Source organism: Burkholderia lata, from assembly GCF_000012945.1.
GTDB classification, from domain to species: domain Bacteria; phylum Pseudomonadota; class Gammaproteobacteria; order Burkholderiales; family Burkholderiaceae; genus Burkholderia; species Burkholderia lata.
In genome coordinates, this window is record NC_007511.1 from 1,499,880 (window position 1) to 1,523,075 (window position 23,196).

Here is a 23,196-nt window from a genome sequence, read left to right on the forward strand (position 1 = left end):
GCGATCGGCGGCACAGCGGGCCCGGCCGAATTTTGCGGCGCGGGCGCGGGCGCTTGCTCTACAATGCGTGACCTCCGGCGCGCTGCCGGCCCAGCCCCGACCGATTCTTCATCCGATGATCGTCAACCGCCTTATCTCCGAGATCCTGTTCGGCTTCACCGGCCTGATCGGCATCATCAACCCGATCGGCATCGCGTTCCTGTTTCTCGAACGGACCGAGGCGCTGACCGAGCAAGAACGCGATCTGCTCGCGAGGAAGGTCGCGTTCAACGCGTTCATCGTGCTGATGGTCGCGTTCTTCGCCGGCACGCCGGTGCTGCACTTCTTCGGGATTTCGATGGAAGCGCTGCGGATCGGCGGCGGCTTCGCGGTCGCCGTCGCGGGCTGGCAGATGCTGAACGAACCCGACGGCCCGGGCGGCGGCGACACGCCGGTCAAGCCGATCGACGCGAACGCGATCATGACGCGCGCGTTCTTCCCGTTGACCATGCCGCTGACGGTCGGCCCGGGCTCGATCGCGACCGCGATCGCGCTGAACGCGAACCGCACGCACAAGCTGTCGGAATTCATGCTGTCGAGCATCGTGTCGATCGCCGTCTCCGTGCTGGTGGCGATCGTGATCTGGCAGGTCTACAGCCGCTCCGCGCTGCTGTCGCGCTACCTCGGCAGCGAAGGCACCAAGGTCGCGAAGCGCGTGTCGGCATTCCTGCTGCTGTGCATCGGCGTGCAGATCATGCTGACCGGCTTTTCCGCGTTCCTGCAGCCGATCGCCGACCAGGCCAAGTAAGCCGGTAAGCGGCTGGCGCTGCTGCGCACGTGCTGCGCAGCCGGCGCCCCGCACGACCTCGCGCTGACGCGCGCCCCCTTCGTACGCTGCGGCGATGCCGCACGCATTTTTGCCGCCCGGGATACCATGCGACGGTCCGGCGGATGCGCGGCGCGCATCCGGCCGTCAGCTCAACTTCAATGGCGAGGCGTGCAATGGATTACGTGAAATTCGGATCGACAGGGCTGGAAGTGTCCAAGCTGGTGCTGGGCTGCATGACGTTCGGCGAACCGTCACGCGGCACGCATCCGTGGACGCTGCCGGAAGCGGAGAGTCGCCCGATCATCCAGCGGGCGGTCGAAGCCGGCATCAACTTCTTCGATACCGCGAACATGTATTCGGACGGCACGTCGGAAGAGATCGTCGGCCGCGCGCTGCGCGATTTCGCGAATCGCGACGAGATCGTGATCGCGACCAAGGTGTTCTACCGGATGCGGCAGGGGCCGAACGGTGCCGGGCTGTCGCGCAAGGCGATCATGACCGACATCGACCAGAGCCTGAAGCGGCTCGGCACCGACTATGTCGATCTCTACCAGATTCACCGCTGGGACAACGGCACGCCGCTCGAGGAGACGCTCGAGGCGCTGCATGACGTCGTGAAGGCCGGCAAGGCGCGCTATATCGGCGCATCGTCGATGTTCGCGTGGCAGTTCGCGAAGGCGCTGCACACGTCGAAGCAGCACGGCTGGACCCGCTTCGTCAGCATGCAGAACCACCTGAACCTGCTGTATCGGGAAGAAGAGCGGGAAATGCTGCCGCTGTGCGAAGACGAAGGGATCGCGGTGATTCCGTGGAGCCCGCTCGCGCGCGGCCGCCTCACGCGCAACTGGGACGAGTCGACCGAGCGGCAGCAGAGCGACGCGGTCGGCCAGCGGCTCTACGATGCGACGGTCGAATCGGACAAGGCGGTCGTCGACGCCGTTGCGACGATCGCGGCCGCCCGCAACGTGCCGCGTGCGCAGGTCGCGCTCGCCTGGGTCGCGCAGAAGCGCGGGGTCACCGCGCCGATCGTCGGCATTTCGAAGCCGCAGCAACTGGACGATGCACTGGCCGCGCTCGAACTGAAACTGACCGACGACGAGATCGCCACGCTCGAACGCCCGTACGTGCCGCACGCGGTCGCCGGGATCAACTGAGCGGCGGCGCCGCGCGGCCGTCAGCGCGCGGCGTCGAGCATCGGGTAGGTGAACAGGCCGAAGTGGACGACGTTCAGCCCCGCATGCGCGAGCGCGGACGCGAGCAGGCCGCCGCGCCGCCAGGCGAGGCCGTAGCCGACGCCGGCCACCGTGCCGAGCACGATCCATTGCCAGCCGCCGGCCGCATGCGCGGCGCCGAACAGCACCGCGCCGATCGCAAGCGCGGCCCACGGCCCCCATGCGAACGCGCGCAGTGCGCGCGTCAGCCCGCCCTGCACGTAGCCGCGGAACAGCGCTTCCTCGGCGAGCGTCACGATCAGCACGTTGTTTACGAGCCACAGCCAGCCCGACGGCGGCCATTTGGGCGCCCAGCCGACCATCCCGAACGCGAGCGCGCCGGCCAGGCACGCGGCCGCCGTTGCGACGGCCGCCACCGCGCCGGTGCGCAGCGCACGAGACAGCGGGATGTCGGGAGCGACCCACGGCAGCACCCACACCAGCCACAGGCCGACGAGCGGCTTGTCCAGATTCAGGTACATCGTGAACGGCACGGCATCCGGCGTGAAGCGCGTCGGGCCGATCGCGCGCGGATTGTGGAAGCCGGGAATCAGGTGCAGGCTGAGCGCGATCGCGACCGCGGCAAAGACGACGTGCGCGGCGATGCGCACTGCGCGCGGGCGTTCGGGCATCACGCCCCAGGCGGCCGCGGCCAGCAACGCGAGCGGCGCCAGCGCAAGTGGCGCGAGCTTGCCGAACGCCAGCGCGCACGCGTAGCCGAGCGCGGCGAGGCCGACGCTCAGGCCGTGCTGCGGGCGATGCCACGCGAATGCGGCGGCCGCAAACAGGGCAAGCCAGATCGTGGCGGACGGAAGGAGTGAAAGGGACATGACAGGAACGGCATTCGTCGGACGAGACGCCGCGCATCATACAGCAGCCGTCTTGCGATCCCGGCGGCGAACCGTCAGTGCTCAGCGGCCGGCGGTTTCGGTGACGCCGTCGCGGCCCGGAATGTGGACGCTGTTACGCTCGCGCATCCGCCGCCGGTACCAGAATGTCCACAGCAGTAGACAGCCGAACACCGTGTAGCCCATGACCGGCGACACGACCAGCACGCGTTCGACCGGCCAGGTCACGACCATCCAGAGGCGCAGCAGCATTTCCAGCGTCATGAACGCGCCCCACACGAACGTCATTCGCCGGAGCATCCGCCGCAGCCCCGGCTGGGCGTTCCAGACGGCTTCGAAATGCGCGGCGCCGCCATCCATCTCACGGGCTATGGTGGCGCGGGCGAGATAGAAGATCAGCGGGCGTTCGCGGAACAGCGACAGCAGGAACACGACGCCGATCGTGCCCGACGCGAGCGATTCGCGCATCAGCAGCGTGCGCGGGCTGCCGCCGAGCGCCATCCCGATGATCGACAGCGCGATGCCGAGCAGCACGATGGCCGCCACCGCGTCGACACGGCGCGAGCGGATGAATTCGACGATCGACCAGATGATCGGCGGGACCGCCGACGCATACAGCGCACCGGTTTCGCCGAAATACGGCTGCGCGGCCCGGTAGGCAACCCAGGGCAGCACCAGGTTGACGAAGAGTTCGAGAATCAGTCCGGCTCGCGGTTTCACGGTGAGCAATTCCACGCAGGTTGGGGCGAACGTGCAAAGGGCGTGGTGGCCCGCGGTTGCCCCGAAAAGGGTTCGGTCCAGTATATCGAAGAATCGGGCGGGGCTGCGGTGCCGCCTTGGCCGCTTGCCACTGGTGCCGCTGGCGCCGCCGGTGCCATCGTCACGGCAGCGCCGCGGCCGGCAGCGTGATCGTGACCGTGGTGCCTTGCAGCACCACGCTGTGCACGTGGATCGTGCCTTCGTGCCGTTCGACGACAGCCTTGACGAACGCCATGCCGAGCCCGACGCCGCTGGTTTCCGGCTGGCCGGCGGTGTGAAAGCGCCGGTAGCGCTCGAACAGCCGCGTCTGGTCGGCGCTGCCGATCCCGCACCCGCTGTCGCGGATCGTGCAGCGCACGGTCTTGCCGTCGGCACCGGGCTCGACTTTGCATTCGACGCTCGTCAGCGATGCGCTGTACTTGATGGCGTTGTCCAGCAGGTTGATCAGCGCGCGCGACAGCAGCGCCGGGTCGCCCAGCACGATCGCGTCGTCGCGCCGCGGCACGTCGTCGATCGACATGGATTTCCGGTGCGCGAGCGGCCACACCGCGTCGCGTGCCTCGTTCATCAGGTCGGCGAGGTTGACCGGCACACGTTCGTAATCGCTGGCCTCCGCACGCGAGAGCTGCGCGAAACCGTCGGCCATCGCCAGCGTGTGCCGCGCCAGCTTGCCGATTCTCGCGAACTGCTGCTTCATCTGCGCCTCGCCCACCCGTCGCGCATGCGTGTCGATCAGGATGATCAGCGACGTCAGCGGGGCGCGCATGTCGTGCGAGAACAGCGTCAGCATGTCGTTGCGCTGCCGCTCGAGCATGTCGCGGCGGATGGTCGCGTTGCGCAACGTTTCCAGCGCGTCGTGGATCCGCGTGATCTCGGGCCCGATGCCGCGCGGCATCGCCACGTGCGACGTATCGCCATCGCTGAGCGCGACGATCCGGTGGCCGAGCGCATCGAGCGGCTTCGACAGCAGCCGCTGCATGCCGCGCGCGAGCGAGGCGAGGATCGCGATGCACAGCGTCGTGGCGAACGCCGACAACGCGACCTTGATCCGGGCGGTGTGCCGGTCGCCGATCGCGCGACGCCGCGCAAGGTCGATCACGCGATCGCGCAGCAGCTCGCTCGACCGGAAATGCGGGACGATCGCGCGGGAAAAGTCGGCCGCGCTCATCGCATAGGCGCCGTTCTTGCCGCTGGCGACGGTCGCGTCGACGAGCGGCAGGATGTGCGCATCGAAGGCCCCGTTGAGCTCCGCGTATTCGCGTGCCACGTCTGGGTCGTCGAGCTGCGCGCCGATTGAACCGTCGATCAGCGCGCGCAATTGCTCGATGCGGCCGCGTATCCGCATGATGTCCGCGAACTGCGTGCGATCGAGCGCCTGCCGCGCGAACATCGGCGCGATGAGCAGCGAGCCCGTGCGGCCCGCGTATTCGCGGAGATCGCCGAGGAGCCGCGCGAGCAGGATCGCACCCGACGTGCGCGGGTCGCGCATCGCGGTGTCGGTCATTGCACCGTCGATCAGCAGCGACAGCGTGTCGACGATCCGGAACAGGCGTGCCTGCGCGTGCTGGATATCGTGAACGCTGCGGGTCGCGAGCGGCCGCGCGTCGAGTGCGTCGACTTCCGTACGCGCATCGGCAAGTGTGATCCGGACCGAGTCGAGTGCATGCAGCAGGTTGCTGCGTTCGCGATCGTCGAGCACGGTCGCCTGCACGATGCCGGCGCGGAAACGTTCGAGCGCCTGGTCGGAGCGCACGCGCGCGGCGAGCAGCTTGCGGACCTCGCTGGCACCGTCGTCCTGCAGGCGCACCAGCAGGTCGTTCGTCGGGCCGCGTTCGGCCGAGATCACGTTGGCGGCGCTCATCGCGCCACGGACGAATTCGAAGCTCTGCAGGTCGGCGTTCTCCTGCCGGTATTGCCGGAGACTCCCCCAGATGATCGTGCCGCACAGCAAGGCCAGCAGCGTGGTGACGAGTGCGAAGCCGATATGGGTCTTCTGCTGGATCGTCAGCGATCGAATGTTATATGCGCGTTCCCGGCTAAACGAGAATGAACGATTCATGACACACCATGTTTGCAAGCTATCCCGGGTGGGCCCGTATTCTCGGCCTGTCGGCGCCATGACACCGTAAGGTTTTGTGGGGGCGCGGGGGGCGCCTTCAAGGGGAGCGACAACGATCCTGGCAGGGAGGCCGGATCGTGCCTTGCCTTGCACAGGATCACCTTGCGTCAGTGTCCTGTCGACAGCGGACGAATCGCGCTTGATCCGGAGAAACCCTGATCGCGTATCCGGTCGGTGGTGCGTTACGACGGATGGTTTGGATTGCGAATGTTTTTGAGCGTCGTGATCGACCGGTACGCGGCATTGAGTTCGCGACGGACGACGGCGGCAAGGAGGAGGCGTTGGAGGGGAATGGCAGGCGCGCCGCCCGTGCACGGGCGACGCTTCAGGGTGACACTTGCAGCATCGGTGCCGCGGCGCGAACAGCTGCCTCGGCTGCGCGCGCGGTCAGGCGAGGGCGGGCTGGACGATGATCTTCACGTTCCGTTCCTTGTGGTTGACCAGTTCCTCGAAGCCGTGCGAGACGATGTCGCCGAGCGCGATGCGTCCGGTGATGAGCGGCTGCACGTCGATGCGGCCGTCCGCGATGAAGCGGATCACGTCCGCGAATTCGCCGTTGTACGCGAGCGAGCCGATCACTTCCTTCTCGGTCGACACGATGTCGAAGAAGTTGAACGGCGCGGGCTCCTCGAAGATGCCGACCATCACCGACTTGCCGGCCTTGCGGATCACGTCGATCGCGAGCTTCGCGGTGGTGGTGTGCCCGATGCACTCGAACGACACGTCGGCGCCGTAGCCGCCGGTCAGCGCCTTGACTTCCGCGATCGCATCGGACGTCTTCGGATCGATGACGACGCTCGCGCCGACTTCCAGCGCCTTCTGCTTGCGCGCGGCCGACATTTCCAGCGCGATCACGCGCCCGGCGCCCGCGGCCTTCGCGCACATGATCGTGCACAGGCCGATCGTGCCCGCGCCGACCACGACGACGGTCTGCCCGACGATGTTGCCGGCCTTCTTCACCGCATGCAGCCCGACCGCGAGCGGTTCGATCAGCGCGCCGGCCTCGGTCGGGAAATCGTCGGGCAGCTTGTACAGCAACTCGGCCGGCACGTTCACGTATTCGGCGAATGCGCCGTTGTTCATCAGCCCGGTGAACGCGAGGTTTTCGCAGATGTTGTACAGCCCATGCTTGCAATACCAGCAGGTGCCGCAATGCTGGCAGGCGTCGGCCGTCACGCGGTCGCCGACCGCGAAGCCCGTCACGCCCGCACCGAGTTCGGCGATCTCGCCGCTGAACTCGTGGCCGAGGATGCATTGGCCCTTCAGGCCCGTCAGCGGATGCGGCGCGTCGACCGGGATGAAGACGGGGCCCGCGACGTATTCGTGCAGGTCGGAGCCGCAGATCCCGCACCAGTGCACGCGAATCGTGACCCAGCCTGCCGGCGGGCGCTCCGGAACGGGAACCTGTTCGACGCGGATGTCGTGGCGGCCGTGCCAGACGGCAGCTTTCATGCTGGGGGCGGTGGTCGATGCCGGTGTACTCACGTTGCTGTCTCCATCAGGTTGTCGTCGGGCGCGAGGCGTGGCTGCCGGTGCGCCCGTCGCGCGATTGCGCGAACGACCGGTATGCAGGAACGGGGCCAGCTCGAGTCGGGGCGACGGATGGCGATCGGACGGGATGTGCGTGGTGCGATGCATCATTTCCCCGTTCGTTGACAGGAAACGGTTTGGCGGGGGCGTGGCGCGAAGTGTGCTGCGACAGCTGAACGACACGCCGGTGAGACGCTGGGACGTTCGTCTCAGTGAAATGAGACGAATCGCGAGACGTGCGGCGATGGCCGGTGCGGCTCGATGCGCGTTCAGGCGACGACTTCGTCGACCGCAACCGGTGCGAGCAGCGTGAATCCGGCGGCGCGGTACAGCGGCAGGCCGGCCTCGGTCGACACGAGCCATACCCGCTGCGCGCCGCGTTGCCGAGCGTGCGCGACGATCGCGGCGAGCAACTGCATCGCGAGGCCGCGGCGGCGGTACGCGTCGGCCGTCCCGACCCGGTCGACGACGATGTCGCGTGCCGACGCAAAGCCGTAGCGCGCTGTGGCGGCGATCTGCCCGTCCAGCCGGTGCGCGAACAAGAACGCGGCCGGATTCGGCTGGAACGGCGGGAATGGCGCGCCCGCATTGAACGTATCGACGTCGCCCGGCGTGTGGCAGGCGAGCGATTGCGCGAGCGCATCGTCGCCGGACAGCCTGCCGATATCGGCGGCCATGAAATGCTCGTCCGACAGCCGGCGTGTCCTGCCGTGCAGCGCGGCCGGCAGCGGCGCGGCGCCGTAGCGCGTGATCCATGCGCCGACGGTGAACGGACCGTCGCCATCCGCGGGCGCGCCCTCGATCACGAAGTGCTCGGAAGGCCGCCCCATGCCGGCGTCGAATCGCACGACGTGGCCGTCCGGGCTGTCGTGCAGCGGCGCGTCGCGCCGGTCGCGTGCGGCGCAGTACCCGGCGACGAAGGTGCGTACGGCGGCCTTGCGGCCGGGGAACGTCGACCAGGCTGTGTCGAGCGGAAGCAGGGCGTCGGGAGCGGGAGCGGCGGTCGGCATGCGGTCGTATGCAACGTTGTCGGGGCGAAGCCGACAGCTTAGATCAGGCGGGCGCACGCTGCCATGCCGGCGCATTGCCGCGATCGGCGGAACGGATCGTTGCGCACATTACCCCTTTACTTGAAGTTAACTTCAATTTGTATCATGTGCGCCAGTCCGATCGCGGACGCGTGACGCATCCCGTTGCACGCGGCCGCTTCAACGGAGGTGGAGATGACCGAATCGCCTGTCGCGGCCGATGCCGCCACGCTGCCGTCACGCAGCTACCGGGCCGCCGTCGCGAACGTCGTGCTGGCGAGCATCGTGTCGGCGTTGCACGTCGGCAAGGCGACGATCGCGTTGCCGTCGCTCCAGCACGAGTTCGGCGGCTCGCTCGCGTCGCTGAGCGGGATCATGTCGGTGTTTCCGTTCGTCGGCGTGTTCGGCGGCATCGCAGCCGGCCTGCTGGTGCGGCGCTGGGGCGATCGGTTGTTGCTGATCGCGGGCCTCGTCATCCTCGGCCTGTCGAGTATCGCCGGCGCATGGGCGGGCAGTTTTGCGCTGCTGCTGGCCACGCGCTTCGCCGAGGGGCTCGGTTTCGTGATCGTGGTGGTTGCCGCGCCGGCCGTGCTGAATCGTGTGACGCCGCCGGAGCGGCGCAACCTCGCGTTCGGACTGTGGAGCACGTTCATGCCGGCCGGGATGGCGCTGTCGATGCTGGTCGGGCCGCTGCTCGGCGGCTGGCGCAACGGCTGGCTCGCGGCCGCGGTGCTCACACTTGTCGCGGCGGCTGCGGTGCCCGTCACGACGTCCGCCGATGCGTCGTCGCGGCAGGCTGCCGCGCCGCGCATCGGGCCCGCGCTGCGCGACGTGCTCGCGTCGCGGTCGACCACGCTGCTCGCGCTGGGTTTCGCCACCTACAACGTGCAGTTTTTCGCGGCGATGACGTTCCTCCCGGTGTTCCTGATGCAGCGCCTCGGCGTGGCGGTCGGCGCGGCGGGGCTGATCAGCGCGGCGATCGTCGCCGCGTGCGTGATCGGCAACCTGACGGCCGGCTGGCTGCTGTCGCGCGGCGCACGGCCCGGGATCGTGATGGCCGCCACGTCGGTCGCGATCGGCGTGGCCGGCGCGGGGCTCTTCAGCGCGGCCACACCGGCGCCGCTCGCGGTCGCGCTGGGTTTTGCGTTCTCGGCGATCGCGGGGATGCTGCCCGCGACGATCCTCGCGTGTGCGCCGGGCTCCGCGCCGACGCCATCGCTGGCGCCGCTCAGCATCGGCTGGGTCGTGCAGGGCAACTATCTCGGACAGGTGATCGGGCCGCTGGCGATCGGCGCGATCGTCGGTGCATTCGGCTGGTCGGGCGGCATCGGGCTGATGCTCGCGGCCGCCGTCACCGGCGCGGCGATCGGCCTGTCGCTGCTGCGCGCACCAATGGGCCGGCGCTGAGCGCTGCGCCGTTCAACCTGCACGGAAATCCGTCAAGCATGCTCAACACCATGGAAAGCCTGATCTGCGAAGAAGACCTGCCGCGCGATGCGCCGGCATGGGACGAAGACGATGCGATGCCGCCACGTGGCGGCGTCGCGCATCCGCTCGTGACGATCGGCCGAGCGCCGGTTCCCGAGCACGCCGCAGCGGCCGTCTCGCCGTTGCGCCCGCAACTGTTCGTCACGGTGCTGGAGGCCGACGACAATGCGTTGCTGGTTCGCTGGGTCGAAAGCGGCCGGTGCCATTACGGCGAACAGCGCTGGCGCCTGCGCGTCGCGTTGCAGCCGGGCCGCTGCGCGATATCCGGGCAGCCGATCGAGCCGGGCGAGCCGGTGTTCCGGCCGGTACGGCGGCCCGTGCCGGCCAATGGCGACGAGATGATCTGCCCGGCGGCGGTGCCGGGTGCGGCCGGCGTGGCGTGTGACGTCGCGCTGGAGGATGACGACGCACACGCGGCGGCCGACGTTCCAGGCTGAACGCCGGCCGGTGGCGGCAGCGTGTTACTTCTTCACGTCGTGCCGGTACTGGATGAACCCGGCGTTGTTCGCGAGCTTGTCGTACAGCGCGCGCGCGGTCGTGTTGGTTTCATGCGTGAGCCAGTACACGCGGCTCGCGCCGGCTTCGCGGGCATGTTCGTACACGGCCTCGATCAGCGCACCGCCAGCGCCTTGCCCGCGCGCGTCGGGCGCGGTGTACAGGTCCTGCAGGTAGCAGTACGGCCCTTCGGTCCAGCACGAGCGGTGGTAGATCGAATGCACGATCCCGACCAGCGCACCTGATGCGTCGAATGCGCCGAGCACGAACATCGGCTCGTCGGGATCCATCAGGCGTGCCCACGTCGTCGCGAATACCGCGTCGCTCAGCGCGGTGTCGTAGAACTTCTGGTAACCCTGCCACAGCGGACGCCATGCGGCTTCGTCGGCGGCGACGAGCGGGCGCACCGTGACGCGCGTGGCGTCGTGCGCGCGGCTGGCCGCATCGCGCGCGCTTGCCTGCGCGTGGCGGATCGCGGTGAGCGACTGGCGCTGCTCGCCCTGCGCGTCGAAGTTCTCCGGTGCGAGCCACGCGTCGAACGCGGCGCGGACATCCGGCCATTCGCCATCGATGATCGAGAACCACGCGGTGTCGCGATTGCGGCTGCGGTAGACGATCGCCTGCCGGAACGTGCCTTCGTAGCGGAAGCCGAGGCGGGCGGCGGCCTTGCGCGACGGGATGTTCAGGTCGTCGCACTTCCATTCGTAGCGCCGGTAGCCGAGCGTGTCGAACGCGTACTTCATCAGCAGGAACTGCGCTTCGGTCGAAATCGGCGTGCGCTTGAGCAGCGGCGAGAACGTGACGGAGCCGACCTCGATCACGCCGTTGGCCGGATCGATGCGCATCAGTGCAAGCGTGCCGACCGCGCGGCCCGTGGCCCGGTCGATCACCGTGTAGTGCAGCGGATCCGGGCTCGCCTGCGCGGTCCGCGCGTAGTCGCGGTAGCTCGATTCGTCGGCGTACGGGCCGTGTGCGAGATAGGTCCAGTCGCTGCCGTCCGGCGCCTGGGCATAGGCGGCGTGCAGGTCGGCCGCGTGGCGCTCGGCGTCGAGCGGTTCGAGCCGGCAGTAGCGGCCTTCGAGCACGATGCGCTCCGGGCGCGGGCGCGCGGACCAGTCGGGAACGGGGTGGCCGATGGGTTGCTGGAAAGCGTTGGTGAGCGTGGACAAGGTCGATCTCGCTTCGGTTGGCGGCCGGCGACATGCCGGCATGCAGACGATCGTAGTCGCGACGAGGTACCATGAGAAGCGCCAGAGATCGGTAAATTTATGGTGCCACGAATTGTGGGGCGCGAACCGCGAGCCGTTCTTCGCTAGCTGGGTGCCACTAGCCGTCCGCCACGTTCCAACATTTTCACGCTGTGATGTTCCGATGACGACTGTCCTTCCTTCCGGCGATGCACCGTCGCTGCCGCTCGACGCGCCGCTGGCACGCACGCCGGGCGCGCCTTCGCTGCAGCGCCAGTTGCTGCGCCGCGTGCGCGACGCGATTCTCGGCGGCGCGATGCCGGCCGGCACGCGGCTGCCCGGCACGCGCGCGCTGGCCGAAACGCTCGGCGTGTCGCGCAACACGACGGCCGCCGTCTACGAGCAACTCGTCGCCGAAGGCTTCCTGCAATCCGATCGCCGCGGCACGCGAGTCGTCGGGTTGTCGCGGCCGGCGCCACCGCGCCGGCGCGCCGCGCCGCCGGCCGTCGCGCAGCGGCTCGGCCGGATTCGCCCGAGCCGCATCGGCACCGGCGAATCGGAAGGTTTCCGGCCGGGCGTGCCCGCGCTGACGCATTTCCCGGCGGACGCGTGGCGCCATGCGATCGACCGCGCGCTGCGTCGCGCCGGCCGCGACCTGCTCGGCTATGGCGATCCGCTCGGCGAGCGCGGGCTGCGCGAATCGATCGCGCGCCATCTGGCCGTGACGCGCGGCGTGCGCTGCGATCCCGAGCAGATCGTGATCACGGAAGGCGCACAGGGCGCGATCGCGCTGTGCGCGCAGTTGCTGACGAACCCGGGCGATACGGTGTGGGTCGAAGAGCCCGGCTATCGCGGCGCGCGCACCGCGATGCAGGCCGCGGACCTCGACGTCGTGCCGATGCCGGTCGACGCGGAAGGGCTGCGGGTCGACGCCGACGACTGGCGCGAGCGGACGCCGCGCCTCGTCTATACGACGCCGTCAAACCAGTTCCCGACCGGCGCCGTGCTGTCGATCTCGCGCCGGCTCGCGCTGATCGATGCCGCGCGCCGGCATCGCGCGTGGATCATCGAGGACGACTACGACAGCGAATTCCGCCATACCGGCGAGCCGATCGGCGCGATGCACGGGCTCGCACCCGATTCGCCCGTCGTCTATCTCGGCTCGTTCAGCAAGACGATGTTTCCGGCGCTGCGGATCGGTTTTCTCGTGCTGCCCGACGCGTTGCTGGCGGCGGTGCGGCCGGTGTTGCCGGAGATGCTGCGTGGCGGGACGCGCCACGTGCAGCTCGCGCTGGCCGATTTCATCGAGACGGGCGAGTACGGCCGCCATCTCGGCCGCATGCGCCGGCTGTACCGCGACCGGCGACGGTTGCTGCTCGCCGCGCTCGACGGCAACCTGAGCGTGCCGCATCAGATCGAGGGCGGGCCGTGCGGGCTGCATCTCGCGCTGCGGCTGCCGGCGCGCTACCGCGATCGTGCGATCGTCGACGCGGCGCGCGCACACGGCATCGGGCCGTTTCCGCTGTCGGGTTTTTCGATCGATGCGGCATCGGCGGGTAACGGGCTCGTGCTCGGTTTCGGCAATACGTCGGCCGACGCGTTCGAGCCGATGTTGCGGATGCTGTCGGCGATCGCGGAGCGGGTGGGTGGGGCGTGACGTGAGGGCGGTCGGGCGCGCGGGTTGCATCACCGGTCACCGGTGATTTCCGCTACCGTATCGCTTGCGATTTCACTTCGGGATCCCGACAAGAGAATCGAGTCATGAGTGTGCGAGCTGGATCGATGATGACCGTCGTTCGTCTGGCCGTTTTCCTGGCTGCCGTCGCTACGGGAGCAGGGTGCTCTCGTGCGACGGATGACGTCGCGCTACCCGGCGGCAAGGATGCCGGGATCGGGCTGAAGCTGAATGCGCTGAACTACACGGACGTGCCGATCGGTACCTTCTCTGTCGACGGCACCTGGGGCGGAAATGTGGCCGCCCGTATCGGCAGCGCCGGCGGCGGCATCACCTGCTGCGTGTCCGTTCCTGAAAAATGGCGCCCGGGATTGACGGTCGAGGTCGAATGGCGCAACGACGAGATGGTCCGGCGCAATCCGCATGCAATGGCCAGCCGGGTCGTGCCGATCGAGCAGTATGGTTCGTTCTCGGACGGCTATCTGTGGATCGTGTTTTTCCCGGGAGACACGATCAAGGCATACGCGTCGCCGTGGCTGCCGGGCGCACCGGCGTTTCCTGAGGGATTACAGGTGCCCAGCAAGGCTTGCCCGGGACACTTTACGGTGTTGAACAGCAGCCCTGACTGCCCGGCACCGGACAAAAGAATCGCGGGAGTCGCGCCATGAGCGCGCGTTTTGCTTCTGCCGGGCGGCCCGATTCGTGCGTTGTGACGCCGATACATGATGCGATTCTTCGCAGGCCTCGTGACGATGGCGAAGGTGTCGCACGGCGCAGGAGCGGTGCAATGAAAGCGTGTGTCATCGGCCTGCTGCTAGGTTCCATGTTTGTCGGCTTGAGCCACGCGCAGGCGCCGGCATCGGGAAACGCCACGAGTGCGGAAGAACGAGCCGCAGCCATTCGGCGAGCCCTCAGCCCGACCGCGCGCGTCGACGCATTCAAGGCGCGCATCGATTTCGACCGGAAGTTCGCGACCGACGATGGCCGGATGATCGTCGTGTTCGACTGGGGCAACCTCGCAACACAGCGCGTCCCCGGTTTGAATGCGCTGAAGATCGAATCTTTCGAACAGCGTCTCGACGAAACCGGGCCGCTCAAGGATGTCCGGGTGTTTGTCTTCAACGGCCGGTTCAACGCGGCGGGCGTGTCGATCACGGTTGCGCAGGCCAGCGATCGCTTCAAGGCGGCGGATTATTTCCTCGACGAGACCACGTCGCCGACGATCGCGCGCGTGCCGTTCGAGACGAATCCCGATCCGCTCGGAAGCGTGTCGGTCCAGAGCTCCATCGCGGGTCCCGGGCTCGGACTCGTGTGGATCTACAAGAACCTGTGCCTGGTCGTGTCAGGCGCGCCGGCCGATGCGGTTCGGGATCTGAGTCGACGCCTGCAGACGCTGGCGGAAGCCCACACAGTCGATTCGAGGTGATGGCGGGCGATCGCTCGCCTCTCGACGTTCATCGACATCCAGGTAGAGCGAAGGTGCGCATGCATGGCACCGCCCGCCACGAACCACCCATCCCCACGCACGACAATCGGACTTGTGCGGATTGACGAGCCGCGCATTTTGTTCGAAACGGCCACCGTCGCGGCTCCGCGCCTGCCGCGCCGCCCGGCATTCGGGTTTCGATTCGTATGTTCGAACAGGCCGCGTGAGCTATAAATGGATGCGTGTACCGGTGCTTGTCGGGCAGCTGCGCGTCTCGCGCAGGTCGGCGCCGCGACTCCCGGGGGAGGTGCACTGTGGTTCGCCAGACGCTTGCTCGCGCCGTGCTTCGCACCGCGTTGATCGGGGGCGTGTTTGCCGGCTGTTTGCTGCCGCCGCCGGCTGCCCTTGCCGGAACCCTCTCGCCGCCCGTCACGCCACACCCGATGAAGCAGCGGCCGGCTGCTACGCCTTATGCGATGCCGGTCGATTTTCCGGCGATCGTCGACCGCTACGGCCCGGCGGTCGTGACCATCATGACCGCCGCACCCGACCAGCAGGCCGGCGGGCCGTCCTTCTCGATCCTCGATCCCGACGATCCGCTCGCCGCGTTCTTCCGGCATGACGCACCGCCGCCCGCGCAGGGCCCGCAGGCGCCAACCCAGGCGCAAGCCCAGGCCCAGGCGCCGGCACCCGACACGGCGCCGCGCGCGGTATCGGGCAGCGGCTCGGGTTTCATCGTCAGTGCCGACGGCCTGATCCTCACCTCCGCCCACGTGGTCGACGACGCGACCGACGTGACGGTGCGGCTCACCGACCGCCGCGAATTTAAGGCGACCGTGCTGGCCGTCGATCCGCAAAGCGATGTCGCGGTGTTGCGTGTCAACGCAACGAAGCTGCCGTTCGTGCGCGTCGGCGATTCGTCGAAGGTACGCGCGGGCGAACCGGTGATGACGATCGGTGCGCCGGACGGGTCGGGCAACACGGTCACGGCCGGTATCGTCAGCGCGACGTCGCACCGGCTGCCGGATGGCAGCGCGTTCCCGTTCTTCGAAACCGACATCGCGCCGAACCCCGACAACTCGGGCGGCCCCGTGTTCAATCGCGCGGGCGACGTGATCGGTATCGCGGTGCAGGTCTATACGGGCGCCGACCGCTACGCGAGCATGACGTTCGCGATCCCGATCGCGTTTGCCGCAAAGGTGCGTGCGCAACTGCAGAAGCAGATGCAGGCGCAGGCACAGCAGTCGCAGGCGCCGGGCGAGCCGTCATCCGGTAATGCGATCGGCGTCGACGTGCAGGATGTCGGGATCGGGCTCGCGGCGGCGTTCGGGCTGCCGCGTCCGGCGGGCGCGCTCGTCAATGGTGTCGCGCCCGGCTCGCCGGCTGCCGCGGCCGGCGTGAAGCCCGGCGACGTGATCGTGAAGCTGGGCGACAAGACGATCGGCCGCTCGGCCGAGCTGAACGACCTGGCCGCCGCGCTGCCGCCCGGCCAGAAGGCGCCGCTGCGGCTGATCCGCAACCGTGCGCCGGTGATGCTGACGATCACGGGCGCCGACGAGGCCGCCGGCAACGCGGGTGCGACCGTCGGCATGGCCACGCCGAAGGCGGCTGCACGACCGGGGGCGGGAGCAGGGGCAGCCGACGGCGGCGACCGCCTCGGGCTGACGATGCACGCGCTCAGCGACGACGAGCGCCGCTCGACGGGGCTCGCGGTGGGAATGATGGTGGACGCGGTGCACGGCCCGGCAGCCACTGCGGGCATCCAGCCGGGCGATGTCGTGCTGGAGCTCAACGATACGCTGCTCGAGACGCCCGATGACATACCGACGCTCGAAGCGAACGGCAGCGTGATCGCGGTGCTGATCCAGCGCAACAACGCAAGGAAGTTCGTGTCGGTGCGTGCGCGTTAGGGCGTTGACGCGCTCGGCATCGTCCGCCTACCATCGTCCGATATCGCAGGCAGTCAGCCATCAGCCAGACAATCAGGAGCCATCCGGCATGAAAGCAGCATTCGTCATCGTAGTCGTCCACAGGCGCAGGGTCCGGTAGCGGCACCGCGCCGGCACCCATGCGCCCCCGACTCGTTCGGGGGCTTTTTTTTGCATTGCGCACGGCCGTGCGGCACGTGCGCGGATGGCATCCGCTTGCAATCGAACCTGCCGGTCGCTTCCGAACGGGCGTCGCCGAGACACGCGACGCTGATCCTGCTGTGCGCATGCTCGGTGCTGCCGCTGAGCCTGTTCCTGCCGTCGCTGCCGGCCATCGCGCGCGACCTGCGCGCCGATTACGCGCTCGTAGCGTTGTCGCTCGGCGGTTACGCGGCGGTGGCCGCATCGCTCGAATTCGTGATGGGGCCGCTGTCGGACCGGTTCGGGCGGCGGCCGGTCGTGCTGGCGAGCGTCGGCGTGTTCGCGCTCGGCTCGTTGGGCTGCGCGATGGCGACCGATATTCGTGCGTTTCTCGCATGCCGGCTGATGCAGGCGGCGATCACGTCGGTCTATCCGGTGTCGATGGCGACGATCCGGGACACCGGCGGCGGTGCGCGCGCGGCGAGCCGGATCGGCTATGCGGCGATGGCGGCCGCGTTCGCGCCGATGCTCGGCCCCACGCTCGGCGGCGCGCTCGACCAGACGATGGGCTGGCGCGCGAGCTTCTGGCTGCTCGGCGTGGCGGGCATCGCGCTGTTCGTCTGGTGCGCGTTCGATCTCGTCGAAACCCACGCGAACCGGTCGTCGAGCCTCGGGCAGCAGCTTCGCGCGTATCCGGCGCTGCTCCGTGCGCGCCGTTTCTGGGCCTATGCGCTCTGCATGGCGTTTTCGACCGGCTCGTTCTACGCGTTCCTGGCCGGCGCACCGCTCGCCGCGCAAACGGTGTTCGGCATCGCGCCCGCGAAGATCGGCGTCTACATGGGGACCGTCACGGCCGGTTTTGTGTGCGGCAGCTTCCTGGCCGCGCGTTACGCGCGCCGCTACGCGCTGGCCACGACGATCCTGTGCGGACGGGTGGTCGCGTGCGCGGGGCCGTTGGTCGGCCTCGCGCTGATGTTCGGTGGCGCGACGCAGGCGATCGCATGGTTCGGGCCGTGCGTGCTGGTCGGCATCGGCAACGGGCTGACCAATCCCGGCGCGCATGCCGGCGCGGTGTCGGTGCGCCCGGAGCTGGCGGGGAGCGCGTCGGGGCTGGCGGGCGCGATGACGATCGCCGGTGGCGCCGCGCTTTCGTCGTTGACGGGCGCGGTGCTGACGGCTGGCAACGCGGGCTATGCGCCGCTGGCGATGATGCTGCTGTCTGCCGCGATCGCGCTGGCGGCGGCCGTCTGCGTGCGGGTGTTCGATGCGCGGGACGCGGGGCCGTGAGCGCAGGCGCGCAGGACCAGGCACGGGTGCGGGCGCGCTACCGTGCCGCGGGCGATTGGCGGACAATCGGTCGAATATCGGGAGACGACGAACCCTCCGCGCACCGAGTCATCCCCGACGCGCGCAGGGTGACTGGACGAGGATGCGATGAGCGACTTTTCTGATTTTCAGCGGGAGATTGCCGACGCCGCGAGGGCGACCTTCAGGGCGCTGCGGGCGCTGCACCCGGACGAGCATTTCTACGCGTTCGCGCTGTACACCGACAGCGGTGCGATGACGGTGGTGCCGGCGGCCAACTCGGTCGAGGGCCTGCGCCGGACCCGCGAGCAACAGGCCGTTCCGGACGACGACCCGTGGTATGCGTGGGGCTTTTCCGAATGGGCGTACGCGGCGGCGGAAGCGTCGCCGTTCAATGCGATCTGCGGCAAGCTCGCCGATGACTTGCTGAGCCCGCAGTTTGTCCGGTCGAGATTCCCGGAATTTTCGCGGCAACTGCACGCCTCGATGATCGAGGCGTTGCACTTGCTCGACCGCGAAGGCCTGTTCGGCACGGGCGACGAAAGGGCGGCGATCACGCTGTTCGTGTCGATCAGCGACGACGACGCTGCCGAGGCGCTGGAAAACGAATCGGCGAAGGCGCTGAATCCGCCGGCCGTTGCCGACGCATTCCTGCGCCGTTACGACTGAGCGAATTCGGGATGTCGCACGGCGACCTCGGGCAGGCGGCCGCCATGCGTGCTGCGTGACGGCTTACGGCTTTGCGCCCACGACGAACTCGAACGTCGCGACGCCGTCGACGCCGCCCGTGACGCGGTCACCGGGCTGCAGCGCACCGACGCCAGCCGGCGTGCCGGTGAAGATCAGGTCGCCGGCCTTCAGCTCGACCGAGCGCGACACATACGCGATGACGTCGGGCACGGCCCAGATCATGTCGGCCAGGTCGCCTTGCTGGCGCGTGTCGCCGTTCACTGCGAGCCAGATGCGGCCCGTCGCCGGGTGGCCGGTAGCGGACGCCGCGCGCAGCGCGGTCACGGGGCCCGATGCGTCGAAACCCTTCGCCCAGTCCCACGGACGGCTCAGCTTCTTCGCTTCGGCCTGCAGGTCGCGGCGCGTGAGGTCGATGCCGACGCCGTAGCCCCACACGTGCGACAGCGCGTCGGCCGGGTCGATCGCCCGGCCGTCCTTGCCGATCGCGACGACCAGCTCGATTTCGTGATGAAGGTCGTTCGTCAGCGGCGGATAGGCGACGGTGCCGCTGGCCGGGACGATCGCGTCGGCCGGCTTCGTGAAGAAGAACGGCGGTTCGCGGTCGGGATCGGCGCCCATTTCGCGCGCGTGGTCGGCGTAGTTGCGGCCGACACAGAAGACGCGGCGCACCGGAAAGCGCGCGGACGACTGTTCGACTTCGACGGAAGGACGCTCGGCAGCGTCGATGACATAAGCGGACATCGGATGGCCTCGTTCGGTGGGAAGACGGATGCCGCGCCCGTGCGGCGCACGGGCCGGCATGCGTGCAACGATACCCGACGCCCGTGCGGCCGGATGCGACGCAACTGCGTTTTACCGGGACAAAACTACGCGTCGGCGGCCGTCGGTGTGTCGTCGCCGTCCGGCAGCGCGGCGTTCGCGTCGCGGTACGCCTTCGGTGACACGCCGACCCGCGCACGGAAGCGCCGCGCGAAATACCCTTCGTCGCGGAAGCCGACCGAGCGCGCGATATCTGCGATGCGCCGGCTCGTGTGGGCCAGCAGCGACTGCGCGAGCGCGATCCGGCGCTCGGTCACGAGATCGGTGAAGGTGCTGCCGGTTTCCTTGCGGACCAGGTGCGCGAGGTAGTTGGGCGACAGGAACGCGGCCTCGGCGGTCGCGGCGAGCGTCAGGTCTTCGCGGGTCAGGTTGGCGCGCACGTGCCGCAGCACGCGTGCAAGTGCGTCGCGCCGGCCCGCGCGCTGGGCGCCGCGCTGCGCGAGCTTGTCGAGCGCCCCCGCGTACTGCGTGCAGACGAGCCCGATCAGCTGCAGCAGGTAGCCGCGCAGCAACGTGGTCGAGCCGAACGTGCGCACGCGATCGGTGTCGAGCATGCACAGTGCGAGGCGGCGCGCTTCGTCGTAGGCGTCGCCGGTCAGGATGAAGTCGAGATGTTCCTGGAAGCGGAACGGCGTCAGCTCGGGAAAGCGGTGCGCGGGCACGTCCTCGAGATCGAGCGGGTCGACGTCGAGATCGGCGCGCAGGAACGCCTGGCTGAAGTTGATCACGATGAAATGCGCGCCTTCCGGGTGCGGGATCAGGTGCTCGCGGTGCGGCAGCACGAACGCGAGCGCGCCGCGCGGAAACGGCCGCGTGACGCCGCCGATCCGCTGCTCGGTGTCGCCGCCGAGGTTGAACTGGATCTGGAAATACGCGTGCCGGTGCGGCTCGGTGATCGCCTGGCGCGACGCCTGGTCGCGGATGTAGAAGTCGAGCCGGTCGCTGCGTTCGGGCATCCCGTACAGGCGCGGCGGGGCGATGGAGGGCATGAAGGATTCTGCTGTTCGTGACGCGGTTGAGCCGCGATGGTACAGCGAACCGGGCGCGACGGCGATCTGTGCAGCCGCGCGGCGTTGCCCGGTGTCGCTCGCGGCGTGCCGCGTGGCGATCACTCGTCCGGGTGGAAGCCGAGATAACGGGCGTGCGGGCTGCCGCTGCCGGCACGCTGACTGGCCGCGCCGACCGACACGAGCGCGTCCATCGTCGACGTGCGGTTCGACACCAGCGTCCAGGCGATGGCGTCGTCGGCGCTGGCCGGCACGGACTCCGACTCCGACGCGCGCAATGCCGTCAGTGCCGCAAGCAGCGTGGCGGCCGGCGGCGCATGGACGGCGAACCCTTCGTTGGCCACGGCCGCCGTATCGATTCCCAATGCCGCGCAAAGCCGCGCCCGCAGCGGCGTCTCGGCTTCGCTCGCCGCACGCGAGCGCGCGATGTTCTCGCGGGTGTCCGCGTCGACGATCGTGCCGCCGCGGACGAACGGTGCCTGCTGCCATGCGTCGGGCGTGCATTGCTTGCCGTCCGGCACCAGCGGCACGAACGGATTCACTTCGGCCGGATAGATCCGGCACACGAGCGGCCGCTCGTCGTAGATCGCGCAGCGCAGATCGTCGAGCAGGTTCGGGCACGGCCCGGCATGGGTCGCGGTGAGCATGACCGTGATGCGGACGGGCAGCGAGCCGCTGAGCGCGGCGGTCGAGCGCACGCGCTTGTAAGCGGCGAATGCGTTGTCGGGCTCGGGCTCGACGAGCCACGGCATCGCGTCGCACAGCAGCTCCACGTGGCCGCCGCGCCGCAGCCACGCAGTGGCCTCGTCGATCGTCAGCGGAATGCGCAGGTCGCGGCAGCATCCGCCGCAGCCGTTGCAGGCAAAGTCGAGGTCGGTGGGGGTGTCGTTCATGCTCGATTCGATACGGATTACGGGGGTGTCGCGAAACGTCGCGACATGTCGGTGGATTCTTTACGGGGCGACCAGCGGCGCGACCCGGCGTCGCAGCTCTGGCACGACCGCGGCGTCGAACCACGGGTGGTGCTTGAACCACGCCTGGTTGCGCGGCGACGGATGCGGCAGCGGCAACACGTCGGGGCCATAGTCGCGCCAGGCGTGCACGGTGTCGGTCAGCGTGGCCTTGCGCGTATCGCGCAGGAAATGCCGCTGCGCGTACTGGCCGATCAGCAGCGTGAGCCGGATCGACGGCAGCTCGGCGAGCAAGCGGTCGATCCACAGCGGCGCGCATTCGGGGCGCGGCGGGTTGTCGCCGCTTGCGCCGCGGCCCGGGTAGCAGAAACCCATCGGCACGATCGCGAAGCGCGTCTCGTCGTAGAACGTGTCGGCGTCGACGTCGAGCCAGCCGCGCAGCCGCTTGCCGCTCGCGTCGTCCCACGGAATGCCGCTCGCATGGACGCGTGCGCCCGGCGCCTGCCCGACGATCAGAATGCGCGCGTCGCGATGGGCCCGCACGACGGGGCGCGGGCCGAGCGGCAGGTCGGCTTCGCAGGCACGGCACGCGCGGATTTCGGTAAGCAGCACGTCGAGCGGCGCGCGCGTGGGTTTCGGCATCGAATCTGATCGGGGACGGAGTGGTCATGCGGCGTCACCCGGTGGGCGCGTGCCGGGCGCCGACAGGCGGCCCGGACAGGCGTGGCGCGGGAGCGCGCGCCGCCTGCATCACGCGGCGCGCATCAAGCCTGCGACAGGCCCGCTGCGCCGCTTTCGGCGACGGCAGCATCATACAACGCGGTTTGCGCGATCGCTCTGGCGATCCTCGCGTCGTCGTGCGAACCGTCGAGCATGCCCCAGCGCCGGTATTGGGACAGGAACCACTCGCCTTCGCGCGGATCGGGGCGGTTCACGGCGCCACCGTCGTGGAAGCGGATCGGCAGCGGCGGCACGGCGAACGGGCCCGATCCGTAGTCGCCGAGCAGGCGCGGTGCGATCAGCCGGGCCGGCACACCGAGCGCATCGGGCGACGCGAGCCAGTCGGCCGTCTCGCGACGGTGCGGGGCGCTGTCGAGCCATGCGCAGGCATCGACGAGCGTGCGGATCAGCGCGCGGGCCGTGGCCGGGTACAGCGCGACGAAATCGCGCCGGGTCGCGAGCACCTTCTCCGGATGATCGGGCCAGATCTCGCTCGTGACGGCAATGGTCCGCCCCGCGCCGCAGGCCTCGGCCACCGCATGCCACGGTTCGCCGGCGCAGAAGCCGTCGAGTTCGCCGCTCGCGAGCGCGGCCACCATCTCGGGCGGCGGGATCACGACGCTGCGCACGTCGCGCAGCGGATCGACATCGTGAGACGCGAGCCAGTGGTTCAGCCACATCGCGTGCGTGCCGGTCGGGAAGGTCTGGGCAAGAAGTGGCTTGCGGCCGAGCGTCGTGAACGCGTCGCGCACGCTGCCGCTCGCGCGATACGCGTCGGCGAGGCCGCGCGACAACGAGATCGCCTGGCCATTGCGGTTCAGCACCATCAGCGCGGCCATGTCGGCCTGCGGGCCGCCGATCCCGAGCTGCAGCCCGCAGACGAGCCCGTACAGCGCATGCGCGGCGTCGAGCTCGCCGCTCAGCAGCTTGTCGCGCACGGCGGCCCACGACGGCTGGCGGCTGAGTTCGAGCGTGAGGCCGTGCCGCGCGCCGAGGTTCAGGCGTTGCGCGACGATCAGCGGGGCCGCATCGCTCAGCGCGACGAACCCGAGGCGAAGATGCGCGCGTTCCGGCGCGGCGGGAGAGGAAGTATCCATGGCA

The 23,196-nt window shown here is 69.1% G+C and carries 21 protein-coding genes; 10 read left to right on the forward strand and 11 right to left on the reverse strand.

The genetic code is table 11. The features are described 5' to 3' along the window. Positions 1-115 precede the first annotated feature (115 nt). The gene (locus tag BCEP18194_RS29380; protein WP_011354924.1) at positions 116-787 is read left to right on the forward strand and encodes a MarC family protein; all 672 of its coding nucleotides are present in this window, start codon (positions 116-118) and stop codon (positions 785-787) included. 194 nt (positions 788-981) lie between these two features. Then, positions 982-1,962: an aldo/keto reductase gene (locus tag BCEP18194_RS29385; RefSeq protein WP_011354925.1), complete on the forward strand. Its 981-nt coding sequence runs from the start codon at positions 982-984 to the stop codon at positions 1,960-1,962. Between the two features lie 20 nt (positions 1,963-1,982). Here BCEP18194_RS29385 and BCEP18194_RS29390 read toward each other — a convergent pair whose 3' ends face one another. From BCEP18194_RS29390 to BCEP18194_RS29410, 5 genes are all read right to left on the reverse strand, one after another. Beyond that, positions 1,983-2,849, reverse strand: a complete 867-nt coding sequence (locus BCEP18194_RS29390; protein ID WP_011354926.1) for a CPBP family intramembrane glutamic endopeptidase — start codon at positions 2,847-2,849, stop codon at positions 1,983-1,985. Between the two features lie 81 nt (positions 2,850-2,930). After that, complete coding sequence (locus BCEP18194_RS29395) at positions 2,931-3,587, reverse strand: VC0807 family protein (RefSeq protein ID WP_041493551.1); 657 nt, start codon at positions 3,585-3,587, stop codon at positions 2,931-2,933. Positions 3,588-3,747: 160 nt separating this feature from the next. Next, positions 3,748-5,685: a sensor histidine kinase gene (locus BCEP18194_RS29400; protein ID WP_011354928.1), complete on the reverse strand. Its 1,938-nt coding sequence runs from the start codon at positions 5,683-5,685 to the stop codon at positions 3,748-3,750. Positions 5,686-6,132: 447 nt separating this feature from the next. Beyond that, positions 6,133-7,197, reverse strand: coding sequence for a 2,3-butanediol dehydrogenase (locus BCEP18194_RS29405; RefSeq protein ID WP_011354929.1), 1,065 nt, complete (start codon positions 7,195-7,197; stop codon positions 6,133-6,135). A gap of 347 nt (positions 7,198-7,544) precedes the next feature. Beyond that, positions 7,545-8,285: a GNAT family N-acetyltransferase gene (locus BCEP18194_RS29410; RefSeq protein ID WP_041493269.1), complete on the reverse strand. Its 741-nt coding sequence runs from the start codon at positions 8,283-8,285 to the stop codon at positions 7,545-7,547. Positions 8,286-8,498: 213 nt separating this feature from the next. On the opposite strand from BCEP18194_RS29410, the gene BCEP18194_RS29415 reads away from it, so the two are divergent. Beyond that, positions 8,499-9,710 (forward strand): MFS transporter, encoded by a 1,212-nt coding sequence (locus BCEP18194_RS29415; protein ID WP_041493270.1) that lies wholly within the window; start codon positions 8,499-8,501, stop codon positions 9,708-9,710. Positions 9,711-9,748: 38 nt separating this feature from the next. Continuing rightward, on the forward strand, positions 9,749-10,228 hold the full coding sequence (locus BCEP18194_RS29420; protein WP_011354932.1) for a DUF3331 domain-containing protein: 480 nt from the start codon (positions 9,749-9,751) through the stop codon (positions 10,226-10,228). A 24-nt stretch (positions 10,229-10,252) separates the two neighbouring features. Here the strand turns inward: BCEP18194_RS29420 and BCEP18194_RS29425 are convergent, their stop codons facing one another. Beyond that, the gene (locus tag BCEP18194_RS29425) at positions 10,253-11,455 is read right to left on the reverse strand and encodes a GNAT family N-acetyltransferase (RefSeq protein ID WP_041493271.1); all 1,203 of its coding nucleotides are present in this window, start codon (positions 11,453-11,455) and stop codon (positions 10,253-10,255) included. A gap of 202 nt (positions 11,456-11,657) precedes the next feature. Here BCEP18194_RS29425 and BCEP18194_RS29430 point away from each other — a divergent pair, with 202 nt between their 5' ends. The 6 genes from BCEP18194_RS29430 (at position 11,658) to BCEP18194_RS29455 (ending at position 18,617) form a co-directional block, all read left to right on the forward strand. Continuing rightward, entirely contained in the window at positions 11,658-13,130 is a 1,473-nt protein-coding gene (locus BCEP18194_RS29430) for a PLP-dependent aminotransferase family protein (protein WP_011354934.1), read from the forward strand. Between the two features lie 104 nt (positions 13,131-13,234). Further along, complete coding sequence (locus BCEP18194_RS29435; RefSeq protein ID WP_011354935.1) at positions 13,235-13,816, forward strand: DUF3304 domain-containing protein; 582 nt, start codon at positions 13,235-13,237, stop codon at positions 13,814-13,816. A gap of 119 nt (positions 13,817-13,935) precedes the next feature. Beyond that, the gene (locus tag BCEP18194_RS29440) at positions 13,936-14,574 is read left to right on the forward strand and encodes a hypothetical protein (RefSeq protein WP_011354936.1); all 639 of its coding nucleotides are present in this window, start codon (positions 13,936-13,938) and stop codon (positions 14,572-14,574) included. A 314-nt stretch (positions 14,575-14,888) separates the two neighbouring features. Further along, positions 14,889-16,484, forward strand: a complete 1,596-nt coding sequence (locus BCEP18194_RS29445) for a trypsin-like peptidase domain-containing protein (RefSeq protein WP_041493273.1) — start codon at positions 14,889-14,891, stop codon at positions 16,482-16,484. 234 nt (positions 16,485-16,718) lie between these two features. Further along, a complete protein-coding gene (locus BCEP18194_RS29450) occupies positions 16,719-17,930 on the forward strand; it encodes an MFS transporter (RefSeq protein ID WP_041493274.1) in 1,212 nt (403 codons plus the stop codon). A gap of 147 nt (positions 17,931-18,077) precedes the next feature. After that, entirely contained in the window at positions 18,078-18,617 is a 540-nt protein-coding gene (locus BCEP18194_RS29455; protein WP_011354939.1) for a DUF4303 domain-containing protein, read from the forward strand. Positions 18,618-18,680: 63 nt separating this feature from the next. Here the strand turns inward: BCEP18194_RS29455 and BCEP18194_RS29460 are convergent, their stop codons facing one another. The 5 genes from BCEP18194_RS29460 to BCEP18194_RS29480 all read right to left on the reverse strand — a co-directional run bounded on the left by BCEP18194_RS29460 (position 18,681) and on the right by BCEP18194_RS29480 (position 23,192). Continuing rightward, positions 18,681-19,379 carry a fumarylacetoacetate hydrolase family protein gene (locus tag BCEP18194_RS29460; RefSeq protein WP_041493275.1) on the reverse strand — a complete coding sequence of 233 codons (699 nt, stop codon included), beginning with the start codon at positions 19,377-19,379 and terminating at the stop codon, positions 18,681-18,683. A gap of 125 nt (positions 19,380-19,504) precedes the next feature. After that, complete coding sequence (locus tag BCEP18194_RS29465; RefSeq protein ID WP_041493552.1) at positions 19,505-20,446, reverse strand: helix-turn-helix transcriptional regulator; 942 nt, start codon at positions 20,444-20,446, stop codon at positions 19,505-19,507. Positions 20,447-20,565: 119 nt separating this feature from the next. Continuing rightward, a complete protein-coding gene (locus BCEP18194_RS29470) occupies positions 20,566-21,357 on the reverse strand; it encodes a YkgJ family cysteine cluster protein (RefSeq protein WP_041493276.1) in 792 nt (263 codons plus the stop codon). 60 nt (positions 21,358-21,417) lie between these two features. Continuing rightward, the gene (locus BCEP18194_RS29475) at positions 21,418-22,017 is read right to left on the reverse strand and encodes a uracil-DNA glycosylase family protein (protein ID WP_011354942.1); all 600 of its coding nucleotides are present in this window, start codon (positions 22,015-22,017) and stop codon (positions 21,418-21,420) included. 122 nt (positions 22,018-22,139) lie between these two features. Further along, on the reverse strand, positions 22,140-23,192 hold the full coding sequence (locus BCEP18194_RS29480) for a CmpA/NrtA family ABC transporter substrate-binding protein (protein WP_041493277.1): 1,053 nt from the start codon (positions 23,190-23,192) through the stop codon (positions 22,140-22,142). Positions 23,193-23,196 lie beyond the last annotated feature (4 nt).

Coding starts and splice junctions, on each gene's coding strand:
- BCEP18194_RS29380 (WP_011354924.1), top strand. CDS start 116: ATGATCGTCAACCGCCTTATCTCCGAGATCCTGTTCGGCTTCACCGGC.
- BCEP18194_RS29385 (WP_011354925.1), top strand. CDS start 982: ATGGATTACGTGAAATTCGGATCGACAGGGCTGGAAGTGTCCAAGCTG.
- BCEP18194_RS29390 (WP_011354926.1), bottom strand. CDS start 2,849: ATGTCCCTTTCACTCCTTCCGTCCGCCACGATCTGGCTTGCCCTGTTT.
- BCEP18194_RS29400 (WP_011354928.1), bottom strand. CDS start 5,685: ATGAATCGTTCATTCTCGTTTAGCCGGGAACGCGCATATAACATTCGA.
- BCEP18194_RS29405 (WP_011354929.1), bottom strand. CDS start 7,197: ATGAAAGCTGCCGTCTGGCACGGCCGCCACGACATCCGCGTCGAACAG.
- BCEP18194_RS29410 (WP_041493269.1), bottom strand. CDS start 8,285: ATGCCGACCGCCGCTCCCGCTCCCGACGCCCTGCTTCCGCTCGACACA.
- BCEP18194_RS29415 (WP_041493270.1), top strand. CDS start 8,499: ATGACCGAATCGCCTGTCGCGGCCGATGCCGCCACGCTGCCGTCACGC.
- BCEP18194_RS29420 (WP_011354932.1), top strand. CDS start 9,749: ATGCTCAACACCATGGAAAGCCTGATCTGCGAAGAAGACCTGCCGCGC.
- BCEP18194_RS29430 (WP_011354934.1), top strand. CDS start 11,658: ATGACGACTGTCCTTCCTTCCGGCGATGCACCGTCGCTGCCGCTCGAC.
- BCEP18194_RS29435 (WP_011354935.1), top strand. CDS start 13,235: ATGAGTGTGCGAGCTGGATCGATGATGACCGTCGTTCGTCTGGCCGTT.
- BCEP18194_RS29440 (WP_011354936.1), top strand. CDS start 13,936: ATGAAAGCGTGTGTCATCGGCCTGCTGCTAGGTTCCATGTTTGTCGGC.
- BCEP18194_RS29455 (WP_011354939.1), top strand. CDS start 18,078: ATGAGCGACTTTTCTGATTTTCAGCGGGAGATTGCCGACGCCGCGAGG.
- BCEP18194_RS29460 (WP_041493275.1), bottom strand. CDS start 19,379: ATGTCCGCTTATGTCATCGACGCTGCCGAGCGTCCTTCCGTCGAAGTC.
- BCEP18194_RS29465 (WP_041493552.1), bottom strand. CDS start 20,446: ATGCCCTCCATCGCCCCGCCGCGCCTGTACGGGATGCCCGAACGCAGC.
- BCEP18194_RS29470 (WP_041493276.1), bottom strand. CDS start 21,357: ATGAACGACACCCCCACCGACCTCGACTTTGCCTGCAACGGCTGCGGC.
- BCEP18194_RS29475 (WP_011354942.1), bottom strand. CDS start 22,017: ATGCCGAAACCCACGCGCGCGCCGCTCGACGTGCTGCTTACCGAAATC.
- BCEP18194_RS29480 (WP_041493277.1), bottom strand. CDS start 23,192: ATGGATACTTCCTCTCCCGCCGCGCCGGAACGCGCGCATCTTCGCCTC.